The 14012-nt window shown below is 32.1% G+C and carries 11 protein-coding genes and 1 tRNA gene; 10 read left to right on the forward strand and 2 right to left on the reverse strand.

From position 1 onward, the window contains the following. Window positions 1-36 precede the first annotated feature (36 nt). The 5 genes from uvrB to EHE19_RS07055 all read left to right on the forward strand — a co-directional run bounded on the left by uvrB (window position 37) and on the right by EHE19_RS07055 (window position 6306). Window positions 37-2016, forward strand: a complete 1980-nt coding sequence (uvrB, locus tag EHE19_RS07035; protein WP_137696609.1) for an excinuclease ABC subunit UvrB — start codon at window positions 37-39, stop codon at window positions 2014-2016. Then, on the forward strand, window positions 2013-2363 hold the full coding sequence (locus EHE19_RS07040) for a CidA/LrgA family protein (protein ID WP_137696608.1): 351 nt from the start codon (window positions 2013-2015) through the stop codon (window positions 2361-2363). The genes uvrB and EHE19_RS07040 overlap by 4 nt, the downstream gene beginning before the upstream one ends. A gap of 502 nt (window positions 2364-2865) precedes the next feature. Beyond that, window positions 2866-3561, forward strand: coding sequence for an LrgB family protein (locus tag EHE19_RS07045; protein WP_137696607.1), 696 nt, complete (start codon window positions 2866-2868; stop codon window positions 3559-3561). Window positions 3562-3651: 90 nt separating this feature from the next. Continuing rightward, window positions 3652-4305 carry a YczE/YyaS/YitT family protein gene (locus tag EHE19_RS07050; RefSeq protein ID WP_137696606.1) on the forward strand — a complete coding sequence of 218 codons (654 nt, stop codon included), beginning with the start codon at window positions 3652-3654 and terminating at the stop codon, window positions 4303-4305. A gap of 270 nt (window positions 4306-4575) precedes the next feature. Further along, window positions 4576-6306 (forward strand): phospho-sugar mutase, encoded by a 1731-nt coding sequence (locus tag EHE19_RS07055; RefSeq protein WP_137696605.1) that lies wholly within the window; start codon window positions 4576-4578, stop codon window positions 6304-6306. A gap of 567 nt (window positions 6307-6873) precedes the next feature. Here EHE19_RS07055 and EHE19_RS07060 read toward each other — a convergent pair. Further along, complete coding sequence (locus EHE19_RS07060; protein WP_137696604.1) at window positions 6874-7686, reverse strand: metallophosphoesterase; 813 nt, start codon at window positions 7684-7686, stop codon at window positions 6874-6876. Between the two features lie 310 nt (window positions 7687-7996). Between EHE19_RS07060 and EHE19_RS07065 the strand changes: the two genes are divergently transcribed. The 5 genes from EHE19_RS07065 (at window position 7997) to EHE19_RS07085 (ending at window position 12881) form a co-directional block, all read left to right on the forward strand. Then, window positions 7997-9067 (forward strand): HD-GYP domain-containing protein, encoded by a 1071-nt coding sequence (locus EHE19_RS07065; protein WP_137696603.1) that lies wholly within the window; start codon window positions 7997-7999, stop codon window positions 9065-9067. 199 nt (window positions 9068-9266) lie between these two features. Next, window positions 9267-9349 (forward strand) — tRNA-Leu (locus EHE19_RS07070). Between the two features lie 338 nt (window positions 9350-9687). Beyond that, complete coding sequence (locus EHE19_RS07075) at window positions 9688-10428, forward strand: tyrosine-type recombinase/integrase (protein WP_244648354.1); 741 nt, start codon at window positions 9688-9690, stop codon at window positions 10426-10428. 292 nt (window positions 10429-10720) lie between these two features. Further along, a complete protein-coding gene (locus EHE19_RS07080) occupies window positions 10721-10969 on the forward strand; it encodes a hypothetical protein (RefSeq protein ID WP_137696601.1) in 249 nt (82 codons plus the stop codon). Window positions 10970-11261: 292 nt separating this feature from the next. Beyond that, window positions 11262-12881, forward strand: a complete 1620-nt coding sequence (locus EHE19_RS07085) for a DEAD/DEAH box helicase family protein (protein ID WP_137696600.1) — start codon at window positions 11262-11264, stop codon at window positions 12879-12881. A 563-nt stretch (window positions 12882-13444) separates the two neighbouring features. Here EHE19_RS07085 and EHE19_RS07090 read toward each other — a convergent pair. After that, window positions 13445-13726 (reverse strand): hypothetical protein, encoded by a 282-nt coding sequence (locus tag EHE19_RS07090; RefSeq protein WP_137696599.1) that lies wholly within the window; start codon window positions 13724-13726, stop codon window positions 13445-13447. Window positions 13727-14012: the final 286 nt, after the last annotated feature.

Consider the following 14012-nt stretch of genomic DNA (forward strand, 5'->3'; position numbering starts at 1 on the left):
TGTAAAATAAAATTGTAAAAGTAGAACGAGGTTTTTATGAATAAATTTGAAGTTATTTCTGATTATAGTCCAAAGGGCGATCAGCCGCAAGCAATTGAAAGGCTTAGCAAGGGGATACTTGATGGTATAAAGCACCAAACACTGCTTGGAGTAACTGGTTCAGGAAAAACCTATACTATGGCAAAGGTCATTGAGAAGGTTCAAAAGCCTACTTTGATTATGGCTCATAACAAGACTCTTGCTGCACAGCTTTGCAGTGAATTTAGAGAATTTTTTCCTAACAATGTAGTGGAGTACTTTGTAAGCTATTATGACTACTATCAACCAGAGGCTTATATTGCAGCCACTGACACGTATATTGAAAAGGATTCATCTGTTAATGAAGAGATAGATAAATTGCGTCACTCTGCAACTGCTGCATTATTTGAACGAAGGGATGTTATTATCGTTGCCAGTGTTTCTTGCATATATGGCTTGGGTGATCCGGAAGATTACACAGATTTGATGATATCTCTTAGAGTTGGTATGCAAAAGGACAGGGATGAAGTTTTAAGAAAGCTTATTGACATACAGTATGAAAGAAATGAGATTGATTTTAGAAGAGGACGTTTTAGGGCAAGAGGAGATGTTTTAGAGATTTTTCCAGCTAATAGTTCTGAAATGGTGCTTAGAGTGGAGTTTTTTGGTGATGAAATAGAGAGAATAACAGAGGTGGATTATTTAACTGGTGAAATTATTGGAACAAGGAATCATATTGCTATTTTTCCTGCATCTCACTATGCAACCACCAAGCCAAAAATGGATAGAGCTATTGTTACAATAGAAAAGGAATTAGAAGAGAGAATTGAGCAGTTTAAAATGGAGGGAAAACTCCTTGAGGCGCAAAGAATTGAACAAAGAACAAGATATGATTTAGAGATGATGTCTGAATTGGGCTTTTGTCAAGGAATAGAGAATTATTCAAGACATATTAGCGGAAGAGAACCTGGAAGTCCTCCGTTTACGCTGATGGATTACTTTCCTGATGATTATTTGCTTTTTATTGATGAATCCCATGTTACAGTTCCGCAGGTTGGGGCAATGTATAATGGTGACCGTTCCAGAAAAGAATCTCTAGTCAATTATGGTTTTAGATTGCCATCTGCATTTGATAACAGACCACTTAAATTTTCTGAGTGGGAACAAAAGATAAATCAAGTTATATATGTAAGTGCAACTCCGGCTACTTACGAAAAAGAACATTCTACACAAATAGTTGAGCAGATTATAAGACCAACGGGACTAATAGATCCCGAGGTTATTGTTAGACCAGTTAAAGGACAGATTGACGATTTGATTGGTGAAATTAACTTAAGAGTAGAGAAAAATCAACGAGTTCTTGTTACAACTCTTACCAAAAAAATGGCTGAGGATTTAACTGAGTACATGAAGGGGCTTGATATAAGAGTAAAGTATATGCATTCAGATGTTGCTACATTTGAAAGAATGGAGATAATTAGAGACTTACGTCTTGGGGAGTTTGATGTTTTAGTAGGTATTAATTTATTAAGAGAGGGCTTAGATTTACCAGAAGTTACGCTTGTTGCAATATTAGATGCTGACAAGGAGGGCTTTTTGCGTTCTGAAACCTCACTAATTCAAACAATAGGAAGGGCTGCCAGAAATTCTGAGGGTAAGGTTATTATGTATGCCGACAGTATAACTGGTTCAATGCAAAGAGCAATAAGCGAAACTAATAGAAGACGTCAGATTCAGATGGATTATAACAAAAAGTATGGAATTGTTCCTACTACTGTTAAAAAGTCTGTACGTGACCTTATTGAAGCAACAAAGGCTGCAGAGGAGCAAGGGAATTATACTGTTGATGATAATAATGAAATTATGTCTGCAGAACAGATAGAAGAACTAATAGCAAAGCTTCAAAAGGAAATGAAACAGGCTGCGAGAGATTTACAATTTGAGAAGGCAGCAGCTTTGAGGGATAAGATTGCTGAACTTAAGGAGAAAATGGAATGAAATTTCTTAGACAGTTTTTGATTATACTGATTATATGTGTGGTTGGAGAAGTTTTGAATAGAGTGGTGCATATACCGCTTCCAGGCAGTATCATTGGTATGATATTGCTTTTTATTTGCTTGCTATTTGGACTAATAAAGCTGGAAATGATAGAGGAGATTAGCAAATTCCTATTAGATCATTTAGCATTCTTTTTCATTCCTGCTGGGGTAGGATTAATAGCATACGCTGGTATCATAAAGGAAAATTTGCTGCCCATATTAGTTATTTGCTTTGCCACTACATTTCTTGTAATGGTTATAACAGGGTGGACTGTGCAGGCTATTAAAGGAAAAATTAACAAATAATTTCATGAGTTGGCTAAATAGAAAAGCTTATGTGCAGGATGCATAATTTTTGTATTATTAAGTCATGAAAACAGTATTCATGTATGATTAGAGCTAGTCAGCAAGTTCTAAATTTTTTGATGAATGGGCTGTTGCAAAAAATATTTTCTTTATACTGATGTCTTATTACATGAAATAGTACGCGAGCGAGCAATAGATATATATTGCACGGGAGTACTCTATTTAGCATTTTACTGTTGATTATATATTTCTTGTTTTGAAACAGTTCATAGCACAATATGAACCATCGATGTTGAATGTGTGATACAGCAAAAAACTTAGCGTGAATTGTGCTAGTACCAATCACTTACTGATGGTGTTTTTTGGTATAAGCTAAGTTTGCTGAACTTTTATTTTAGAAGGCAAATAAAACAATAGAAAAGGAGTGGTAGCTAATTCCAGTACTTTCAAGGAATCCTTAGTTCCTTGTTATTTTTATAAAAAGACTGGGTGAGGCATGTTTATGAAGGAGATATTTGCTACACCAATTTTTGCATTGCTTATATCTATACTTGCTTATGAAATAGGCATTTTTATTAATAAAAAAACCAAGATAGCTTTCCTAAATCCTCTTATGATAGCTATAGCATTGGTAATTTGTACATTGATTGTACTGGATATTCCTCTTGAGGATTATAAAAGCGGCGGGGATTTTATATCTATGTTTTTAACACCAGCCACTGTTATATTGGCTGTGCCTTTATACAAGAATATTAATTCTCTTAAAAAGGATTATATTGCTATTTTATGCGGGGTTTTTGTGGGCAGCATTACGGCTATCTTTAGTGTTTGGGGGCTTGCAAAGGTATTCCAAATGCCAAAGGAATTATTAGCTTCCCTTATTCCAAAGTCCATAACTACACCCTTAGGGATAGAACTCTCAAATCAGCTAGAAGGAATACCCTCTGTGACAGTTGCAGCCATTATAATTACAGGCATTGTGGGAGCTGTGTTTGCACAGTGGGTTTTAAAGGTATGCAGAATAACTGACAAAACTGCAAAGGGGTTAGCTATTGGGACTTCAGCACATGCCTTGGGTACAACCAAGGCAGTTGAAATGGGTGAAACTGAAGGTGCTATGAGTGGATTAGCTATTGGGCTCGCAGGTTTAGTTACTGTTATAGCTGCAACTATACTATCAAAAATAGGTTTGTTTTAGCTATTAGTAGTAACTGTTATCTGATGTGGCAACATGTACAAATGGTTGGTTAAGTGAACAATAAAATTTGTGGAATTAAGGTGAAAAATAATGAAGACCAAAGGCAAAATGAGTATACGATTGTTATGCTATTTTGGTGGAATGCTAATAATGACTCTAGGGGTGGCAGTATCTGTTAAATCAGTGCTTGGAGTATCCCCAATCAGTTCTGTTCCATATACTATAACAGTTGTATCTGGCATGGAACTAGGACTTACGACAACAATCTTTTCCATTGTTGCAGCATTGCTTGAAATCCCCATTTTGCGAAAGAAATATAAAGCAATAAACCTTTTTCAAATTCCGGTCAGTATAGTATTCGGGTTATTCATGACATTCTGTGTCAAGCTGGTTCAACAAATTCCCGATCCTTCAAGCTTTGTCATAAAACTCATTTTGGCACTTATAAGTACGGTCATCGTTGCAATTGGAGTATTCCTATATGTCTCATCCGAATTAATACCTCTTCCGACAGAAGGAGTTTTGATAGCAATTACACAAGTCACGAGTTTAAGGTTTGCCACTCTGAAGGTCATTGGTGATGTCACAATGGTTATAATATCTCTGGGTACCTGCCTGATTGTCTTGCATGCTTTCGGTAGCATTGGTATCGGAACAATCATCTCAGCAATACTAGTGGGCAATGTGGTCAAGATACTGACAAAATACTTTAAATCTGCACTGAATAAAGCAATGGGTCTGTAGATTATAGCACAGGTGTTAATAATATATATTTTTAAATATTAAATAATATATTATATTATGTAGATTGAATAATTGAAATTGTAAAGTTTTATGATATACTAGAAATCTATAGTATATTCTAAGCGGTAAAAATTGTTTTATTTTTGAGTACCCACCACAGTAGTTTTGTGGTTAAAATAATGTTCACATTGTGGTGGTCTGTTGATGAGCAGAGGCTCGGGGAAAATGTTAATTTATGTAAAAGATATTTTAGGAGGGTGCTAAAGAATTATGGATAGTTTTGCAAAACTAAATTTTTGGTTAGAAAATGATTATTTTGATCAGGACACGAAAGATGAACTTTTATCAATAAAAAACGATCCTAAAGAAGTAGAAGATAGATTCTACAAAAGCTTAGAGTTTGGAACTGGCGGTCTAAGAGGGATTATAGGTGCTGGTACAAACAGAATGAATATATACACTGTAAGAGTTGCGTCACAAGGTCTTGCAAACTATATTAACAAGCTTGGAAAACAAGACAAAGGTATTGTTATAGCGTATGACTCAAGATTTATGTCTCCTGAGTTTTCTTTAGAAGCAGCCAAGGTTTTCTGTGCAAATGGAATTAAAGCTTATTTATTTGATGAATTAAGACCTACTCCTCAGTTATCCTTTGCTGTAAGATACTTAAAAGCAGCAGCTGGTGTTGTTGTTACTGCAAGTCATAATCCAAAGCAATATAATGGCTATAAGGTATATGGCGAGGATGGAGGGCAATTATCAATAGATGGCTCAAATGCAGTAATATCAGAAATCAATTCAATTGCTGATATAACAATGGTTAACATAATTTCAAAGGAAGAAGCAATAGAAAAGGGTCTGCTGGAGATTATAGGAAGCAAAGTAGATGATGCATATATTGCTATGCTTAAAACTCTTTGTATTAATAGTGATGCAGCAGAAAAAGTAGGCGACAGCTTCAAAATAGTTTACACACCGTTACATGGATCTGGAAATAAACCAGTTAGAAGAATTCTTTCTGAAAATGGTTTTAAAAACGTGTTAGTTGTTAAGGAACAGGAACTTCCTGACTCTGAATTCTCAACAGTTAAATCACCTAATCCCGAAGAAAGGTCTGCTTTTGAACTAGCTATCAAGCTTGCTTCAGAGAACAATGTTGATTTAATAGTGGGTACTGACCCTGATAGTGACAGAGTTGGTGTGGTAGTAAGAAAGAATGATGGAGAATATGCTACATTAACAGGCAATCAGACAGGCTGCTTATTGTTAGAGTATATGTTATCTGCCATGAAAGAAACAGGTAAGCTGCCTAGCAATGGTTTTGTTGTTAAAACTATTGTTACAACAGAACTTACAAGGGCTATTGCAAAGTATTATAATGTAGAACTTGTGGAAGTTCTTACAGGCTTCAAATTTATTGGCGAGCAAATAAAGCTGAGAGATGAGCAAGGCAATCAGAAATATTTGTTTGGCTTTGAGGAAAGCTATGGCTACTTAGCAGGTACAGATGTTCGAGACAAGGATGCGGTTGTAGCTTCAATGTTAATAGCTGAAATGGCTGCATATTACAAGGCTAAGGGAATAACTCTATATGAGGCTTTAATAAACTTATTTGAGAAATATGGATATTCACTTGAAGGAGTTAACTCATTTACTCTTGAGGGTAAAGATGGCTTAATGAAAATCAAAGCAGCAATGGCAACTATGCGCGAAGCAAAATATAAGAAGTTTGGTGCATTAAATGTAAAGGCTATCAGAGATTATGAAAAGTCCGAAAGATATATTATAGCAGATGGAACTACTGAAAAAATTAATTTACCTGTTTCTGATGTTCTTTATTACGAAATGGAAGATGGTTCTTGGTTCTGCGTAAGACCATCAGGAACTGAACCTAAGATTAAGATATACTATGGTGTATCTGACAAAACATTGGAATTGTCACAAGCAAGACTGGATACATTAAAGAGTAATGTATTAGATGTTATAAAGCCATTACTTTAAAATTCAGTTGGTTGAATTCACTATATTGAGGCAAGAAGATTTCTATTATTTCTATAAGTGAGTGGCAGGCACTGCTTTGAATTTAAGAAGTTTAGGATATTTTTTGCCTCAATGAAATGGCGCTCAATGTAATAGTTCGAAACAAAGTATGTACCAACTAGGTGCATTTTCGAGCCAAAAGGTCACAAGTAGTTTTTTGAAGGTGCATATTTTTCTGCATCGAAAAATTTTGTATTTATTCTATGTATTGTTGTGAGGCAAATAGATGTCTCAAATTCTATAAGTGTGGGGCAGGTGCTGCCATGGACTTAAGGCAATGAGGATATCTTTTGCCTCAATGAAATAGCACTGATTCTAATGATGTTTACACAACAGGTAAAGGTATAGCAAAAAATATTGTGATTTTCTTTGCAATAATTTTGATATGCCTTTACTTGATATATTTGCGAGTTGCGATTATTAGTGGATTGCTAAGAAAATTTAGTTATATAAGAATGGTTATACTAATTTATTGAATTAATTTGCTAGTTAGTATAAGCTATGCTTTCAAAATAGTAAAAGTTATTCTTATGGCAGTTGTATTACTGCAATTTCAGGCTTTGAAAGGAATCTAAATGGGAACACAACGTTTCCTAATCCACGGTTTATATATATATTTATTCCGTTAATTTTGTGTGCTCCTCTTTTATATCCCATTTTACAGAGTTTTTCATTCCTCATTATTTTGAATTCTAAACCAAAGGGCATCCATATTTGGCCGCCATGAAAATGCCCGCATAGAAAGTAATCTACTTTATCTTTCGGAAGATTAAAAAGCATATCAGGATTATGGGAGAAAGCTATATTTATACAATTGCTGCCAAAAGAAGGAGCAATTGATTTGAAGGCTTTTTCTATATCTGGTTTGCCATGTCGCAGGTCATCAATTCCAATAAGGTTGTATATAGTACTATTTTTTTCTAGGCTAATACTGGAATTAAGCAGAACTATTGTACCAGTTTCTTGTATCGTATCAATAAAAGAAGTTATCTTTGTCATGTCATGATTAAAAGCCTTATGGTCATGATTTCCAAGGGATAGGTAAACCTGACAGACACTATTAATTTCCTTTAATAGGGAAATAAACTTTGGAATATCTTTTTTGCTCTCAATGTAATCCCCGCTCATAATTATTATATCAGGGCTAATTTGGGCTAAAGAAGCTTTAATTCTTTTTGATGAGATATATAGCTTTCTTACGTGCAAATCTGAAATATGAGCAATTTTGAGTCCCTTGCGGGCTGAACTGAAATTAATAAAACTTTTATTCAGTAAAGATGCTTCTATTCGCATATATACAAGCAGCAAGATTGCTAAGGTCACAACAATAGGAATTATCATATATAAAATTGCTCCTATAAAAATAATAAAATATGGTAAGAATATATATGGTTAATATTTTAAAATAATTTATAGTTAAAAGTATACATAAAAAAAATACATTTGTAAAATATTAAAAAAGTTTGAAAATAGTAAAATTATGTTGCTAGTGTTTAGGATAATAAGTATAATTATGATGAAAATGTATTTATTTAATCGATATATTATTTATTATGCTCATGTATTATACTAAGAAGCTTATTCTGTAAAATAATTATGTATAGTAGCACACCGAATGTATAAAACGGCATAATAAATTTAAGAGGAAATAATGAGAAAAATTAATATTTTAAATTGCAAGGCTGGAATGGTTGTTGGAAAAGCAATCATATATAATGATTCAAAAATTTTACTTGAGGCTGGTGCTCGGCTTACAGCTTCTTATATTAATAGACTAATTGGTTTAGGTATTACAGAGATATATATTGAAGATGACATATCAAAAGATATTGTTGTAAGAGATATAATCGAAGAACAAACTAGATTAGAAGCTATTGAAATTGTAAAGAGCACGATGGATGCTTATTATTTTGGTGATAAGCTTAATTCAGATAAAGTATTTGAAGTTGTTAATAAAATAGTAAATGAAATTTTGTCTTTAGATGATATTATTATTAATTTAATGGATATAAAGTCTTGTGATAATTATACCTTTTTACATAGTGTTAATGTATGTGTATTGTCAATTGCTACAGGCATTGAGTTAAAATTAAACTATGACGAATTGATAGAATTAGGAATTGGCGCACTTTTACATGACATTGGAAAGGTCTTAATACCACCAGAAATTCTTCAAAAAAATTCTGCTCTTACAGACGAAGAGTATGAAGTTATAAAACAGCATTCTATATTTGGATACAACATTTTGAAAACAATGCCCCAAATTAGTGATAAATCCGCTATGGTTGCATTATGCCATCATGAACGATTTGATGGAAATGGATATAATAAAGGACTGAAGCAAAATGAAATACACCTTTATTCGAGGATTGTTGCGGTTGCTGACATATTTGATGCCTTAACTTCAGATAGAATATACAGAAAAAAAATAAGTACAATTCAAGCCATAGATTACTTGACTGTGATAGCGGCTTCATCTCTTGATTCAGAAGTATTACGCTGCTTTACAAAGATAATACCGCCATTTCCTGTTGGTACTGGTGTAATCCTTAATAATGGTGAAAAAGGGATAGTTGTTGATACTAATAAATATTTACCAACAAGACCAATTGTAAGATTAGTTTTTAATGCAGATGGCAGTAAAAAATTAAATTTTGTGGAGATAGATTTAGCTAAGGAAAACGAGTATTTTATCAAATCAACGGTTGAATTAACGAAATAATAGAAGGCTCACTTCTGATTTTGAGCAGGGAAGTTGAACTTGTTAACTTTGTTAATAATATAAGAAAAGTTTAATTTGCAATGTTGCAAAAAACTGAGATAAGGATAGTAAATGAGAGAAATATTTATTTAAATTTAAAATTTTTATTAATTTGGTGTTGACAAAACATATATATGTATTTATAATTAATCTTGCTCGTGCGGATGTGGCGGAATTGGCAGACGCGCTGGATTTAGGTTCCAGTGGGCGACCGTGGGAGTTCAAGTCTCTTCATCCGCACCACGAAATAAAGAGTTTCACAGAGTTTAAAACTTTGTGGAACTTTTTGTTTTATGCAGGGATTTAGCGAGAACAAAGTGGCACGCTGAAACTAATAAAGATTTTGCCATCTCAAATAAGAGAGAGGGAGAGAAATTATAGGTAAACGAGTAACAAAAATCAGCCAATCAAAAAGTAAAAAATCATTTGAAGATGCACTAAATGAATTCCTACTTTTAAAGAGAGCAGAGGGCAGAAGTGAAACAACATTAAGTGACTATGAAAGACATGTCTATTACTTTTTTAACAGGTATCCTACTTCATGGACTGATAATACATTAAAAAATTGTGTATTGCAGTATATGTCTGATGATATTAAACCAGCAACTTATAATATAAGACGAGCATATTTAAAGACATTTTTTGAATGGTCAGTAAATGAGGGATATCTTGATGTTAATCCGCTAGAGGGTTTAAAAAAGAGAAAAGCACAGGAGAGAATAGTAGATGTACCTGAAGAAATTCTAGCCAAATTAATAAAACTTCCAGACCAAACATCTTTTACAGGGGTAAGGGACAAATCGTTGATTATTTTTACACTTGATTGCGGTATAAGACCTAAAGAAGCACTTTCATTAACTATATCAGATTTTGATTTAAAAAGACTTATAGTAACTATTCCAGCAACAGAAGCCAAAACAAGAATAGCAAGGACATTACCGTTGCTACAATCTACAGTAAATGCAATTAATCATTTAATTGAAGTACGTCATTCAAGTTGGAAAGATAATGTACCAGTTTTTTGTAGTAATGAAGGTACAAAAATGAATACAAGTTCATGGGGTGATAGATTAGAACTATACAGTAAACAACTTGGGTTTAAGGTAAGCCCATATGACCTCAGACATTCATTTGCATTATTATATTTGAGAAGCGGTGGCAACGCTTTTGGACTCCAAGCATCACTTGGACATACAGATATGAACATGAGTAAAAAATATGTTAATTTGTCAGGACGAGATTTACAAGAAGCTCATAATTTAGCAAGTCCATTAAATAGGCTAATAGACAATAAGAAGAGGGTAGGCAAGATAAAGAAGTAAATATATTCAATCAAGAGCCTTGGTGACAGGGTTCTTTTTCTTTGTAAATTTAATCGAAAAAGGTACTTTAAACAGTTCAAATAATCTACCCTATAACTTATACCTAAACTTTAAATGAATGGCTTAAAGTGTCTATATCAATTAAATTATAAAAGATTTTGACCAATAGAAGTAAAACCTGTTATCCTCCTTAAACCAAGATAATTTGTGAATATAGTTTTACATTTTCTTGTAATTAATGAGTAATAAGGATATAATTAAGGTAAATATTACTAATGTGGAGGTTGATTATATGGCAGAAGAAAAAAAGTTAGATATTTCGAAAAGGTATTCAATTGAGATACAGAATATTAATAATAAACTTCAGCAATTAGAAGATGGTAGGATTTATGACTTAACAAATGCGCAAATGGATGGCTATCTTTCAACAAATATTGGTCAACTAAAAGAAATGATTGCCGATTTGCTTTACAAAATTGAGTATGGAGAAGATTCACGTAAGGAAGAGCTTGGAAAAAATATGGGTGGTATTAAACTTTAAGAATACTAATGTGTAGGTTGGAGTATGTTGAATGTTAAATTAATTTCAAAAATTATAAGTTCATTGTAAACAACTCATATTTAATCTGAGAACAAAACGCTTTCACACAACGGAGGGCGTTTTTTGTTTGTCTTTCTTAATACTCTGATATTGTCAATGATGTTCAATTACAGAGTGATTGTATCGAGATGCATTTTTGAGTTGATATATCATTCTTAAGAAATCGCACAAGTTGTATTATAATGGTATAAGATATAGAATAATACAACATATTAAACAGGAGAGAACATTTATGCAACTAAAATTAGAATGGGTATCTGATGTTATTGGAGACGAATTTAAAAAATGGAAGTCAGGAACAGGAATATTTATTGATTGTCAAACTGGAACGGGAAAATCATATTTTGTGGAACATACATTATTAAGCTATTGTATAGAAAATAAGAAAACAATGTTATATATATGCAATCGTATAAATATGAAGAGGCAAGTAAAATTAGACATTGCAGAAGCTCAGGGAATAGATTTATCTGGTTATGATATGGAAGCATTAAATAAATTAGAACAAATAGGAAAATGTACTATTATGACTTATCATAAAATACAGAATTACAAAATTAGAGAAATATATAGTGCTGATGCTCAGAGTGAATTGATTGATTCTTATTATGATTACATTGTCATGGATGAAGTTCAGTACATAAATCACGATTCATCATTTGTTGGCAAGATACAATACTTTTATAATAACTATTTTCCTAGGGTTATTAATCAGAGCATAATGATATATTTATCAGCTAACATGGATACTGTCTCTGGTGATATTAAAAAAGTATATGCCAAAAATAATAATTCCAATTTTTTTGATTATTCTACTGGTAGAGATTATTCATATGTTAATGCTTACTATTTCAATGACTATGAAAATCTAATTAATACAATCAATAATGATGATAGTGGAAATAAGTGGATGATATATATTAACTCTATTGATAAGGCAAAAGAAATTCAAAAAAAAATAGATGACTGTAAATTTATATGTAGCCAAAACAATGGAAGAGAAATGGATGAAGAAATTTTACAAGAGATTATTTTAACACAAAAGTTTTCTTGTAAATGTGTAATAGCCACCAAAGCACTGGATAACGGGGTTAATGTTAAAGATGAATTGTTAACCAATATAGTTATAATCACATTAAATAAAATTGATTTCATCCAAATGCTAGGCAGAAAGAGAATAAATATAAATGATGCTCAGAATGTTAATCTCTACATACATAGCAGAGGTAAAAAGACTTTTAAAACATTATTAGATAAAAGTCTTAATAAGCAAATGGAAAAAGTAGAGTTATACAGGCTAGACCCTGTTAAGTTTAAAATAAAATATAATAATGACCATAGAAAGTTACCAGAGTATTTATTTTATCAGTCTCCTGAAGGTGGATGGTGTGTTAATGAAATTGGTTACAATAATCTAGTCAAGCAAATTGAGTATTGTAAATATATGATACAGAGATTCCAAAATAGTAAGTTTGCATATATTTTTGAACAACTAAATTTATTGGATTTACAATATGATAGTGATAATTGGCTTTTAGATGTTCCTGATGCTAAAAGCATTAATAAAAAAGCTGAAGACCTAAGAAAATACTTAGGAGAGTTAGCAGATAATAAAATAAAACTATTAGAGGAACAACAAGAAGAACTAATTAGTTTATTAATTACACCAGAACTAAATGCTATGATTACTAATTTAAATGGTGGTCATAAAGATAGAGGACTAACAATGAATAAAATTAAACAATTGTTTCTTTTGTTAGATATTCCATTTACTATTGATAGTAAAAATTCTAGTAAAACTATTAATAAGATAAAGAAAAGCTATCGGTATTGGATTATATACAGATTATAAAGAATACCACAAATATGTCAATAAATCTAGTATATTAATAAATTGACAAATTTGTGGTTATATATTATACGCTAGTTAAAAACATATGTCAATATGTTTTTGCGTTTTATCAATATTTTTAATTTAGGATTTCTTATAAAAATTATGTAAATCAATTAATCAAAAAAGTAAATAAATTATATTGCGTTATCTTTGAATTTTTATTTTTCATGTAGCGTAGCGAAATGAAAATAAAAAGCAAAGTAACGCAAAACTTCGATTTAAATAGTAGGGCGGTTTTTGCCCTATCTATTTAAATTGTAAGTTAAGGGTTTTGATGTAAGCAGGACTAATTGATGTTAAACTCTTTATAATTATAAATTATCACATCTATACACATATCAATGTTATCCAACGAACATACATTCAACTTTTTGCATAATGTGAAACTATTGCTATTACTGCTTTGTAGAGGGTGCTAAAATAGATAAATTGTTTAGGTATGCCTCTAATCCATGATATTAAAGCATTTGGTCGATGCATTATACGAAAGGTATTCATATTCTATTAATAGTTTTACCAAACTATTTGTGCAGTAAATTAAAAAGCATACGGCAATCCGAAAATCCCTGTTCATAGAAAAATTTTTGATGACCTACTAAGTAACTTCCATGTAAACTGTCAAGCCTGTCAATTAAATCAGAGGATTCAGAGGGTAACGCTTCTCTTATCTGATTGAAAATATCATTGTACAGATAATAGAACTCTAAATATTCAGCCGAATTACTATATTCGTTACTCAATTCTTTAATCCTATTATCCATACTTGATAAAATAAAACTTTCAAATTTACTGCTACAGCTCATATATAGTTCCCTCCAAAAGTTAAAATGGAGGGAAAATTAAAAAGTACACATAAGGTATTAACCCTACACGCACTTGTATTTGCAAAAACAAAATAAACCAAGTATAATTATAACTGGTTGCTGTGGTGGACAATGTCCATACGTGTGGGTGGTAACGCACCTGCATGAGTTTCTAAGTGTTCGAGCACTTAGAAATCACGGCAACTTTATTTAATTTTCCCTACAAAGATTATATCATTGTAGGAAGTTTTTGCAAGATATTTATAATTAACATTTATCAATTTGC

Origin of the sequence: Ruminiclostridium herbifermentans, assembly GCF_005473905.2 — a bacterium.
Taxonomy (GTDB): domain Bacteria; phylum Bacillota; class Clostridia; order Acetivibrionales; family DSM-1351; genus Ruminiclostridium; species Ruminiclostridium herbifermentans.

What these genes read in the sequence shown, in the direction of transcription:
- uvrB (WP_137696609.1), top strand. Translation starts at nt 37, where the DNA reads ATGAATAAATTTGAAGTTATTTCTGATTATAGTCCAAAGGGCGATCAG.
- EHE19_RS07040 (WP_137696608.1), top strand. Translation starts at nt 2,013, where the DNA reads ATGAAATTTCTTAGACAGTTTTTGATTATACTGATTATATGTGTGGTT.
- EHE19_RS07045 (WP_137696607.1), top strand. Translation starts at nt 2,866, where the DNA reads ATGAAGGAGATATTTGCTACACCAATTTTTGCATTGCTTATATCTATA.
- EHE19_RS07050 (WP_137696606.1), top strand. Translation starts at nt 3,652, where the DNA reads ATGAAGACCAAAGGCAAAATGAGTATACGATTGTTATGCTATTTTGGT.
- EHE19_RS07055 (WP_137696605.1), top strand. Translation starts at nt 4,576, where the DNA reads ATGGATAGTTTTGCAAAACTAAATTTTTGGTTAGAAAATGATTATTTT.
- EHE19_RS07060 (WP_137696604.1), bottom strand. Translation starts at nt 7,686, where the DNA reads ATGATAATTCCTATTGTTGTGACCTTAGCAATCTTGCTGCTTGTATAT.
- EHE19_RS07065 (WP_137696603.1), top strand. Translation starts at nt 7,997, where the DNA reads ATGAGAAAAATTAATATTTTAAATTGCAAGGCTGGAATGGTTGTTGGA.
- EHE19_RS07075 (WP_244648354.1), top strand. Translation starts at nt 9,688, where the DNA reads ATGTCTGATGATATTAAACCAGCAACTTATAATATAAGACGAGCATAT.
- EHE19_RS07080 (WP_137696601.1), top strand. Translation starts at nt 10,721, where the DNA reads ATGGCAGAAGAAAAAAAGTTAGATATTTCGAAAAGGTATTCAATTGAG.
- EHE19_RS07085 (WP_137696600.1), top strand. Translation starts at nt 11,262, where the DNA reads ATGCAACTAAAATTAGAATGGGTATCTGATGTTATTGGAGACGAATTT.
- EHE19_RS07090 (WP_137696599.1), bottom strand. Translation starts at nt 13,726, where the DNA reads ATGAGCTGTAGCAGTAAATTTGAAAGTTTTATTTTATCAAGTATGGAT.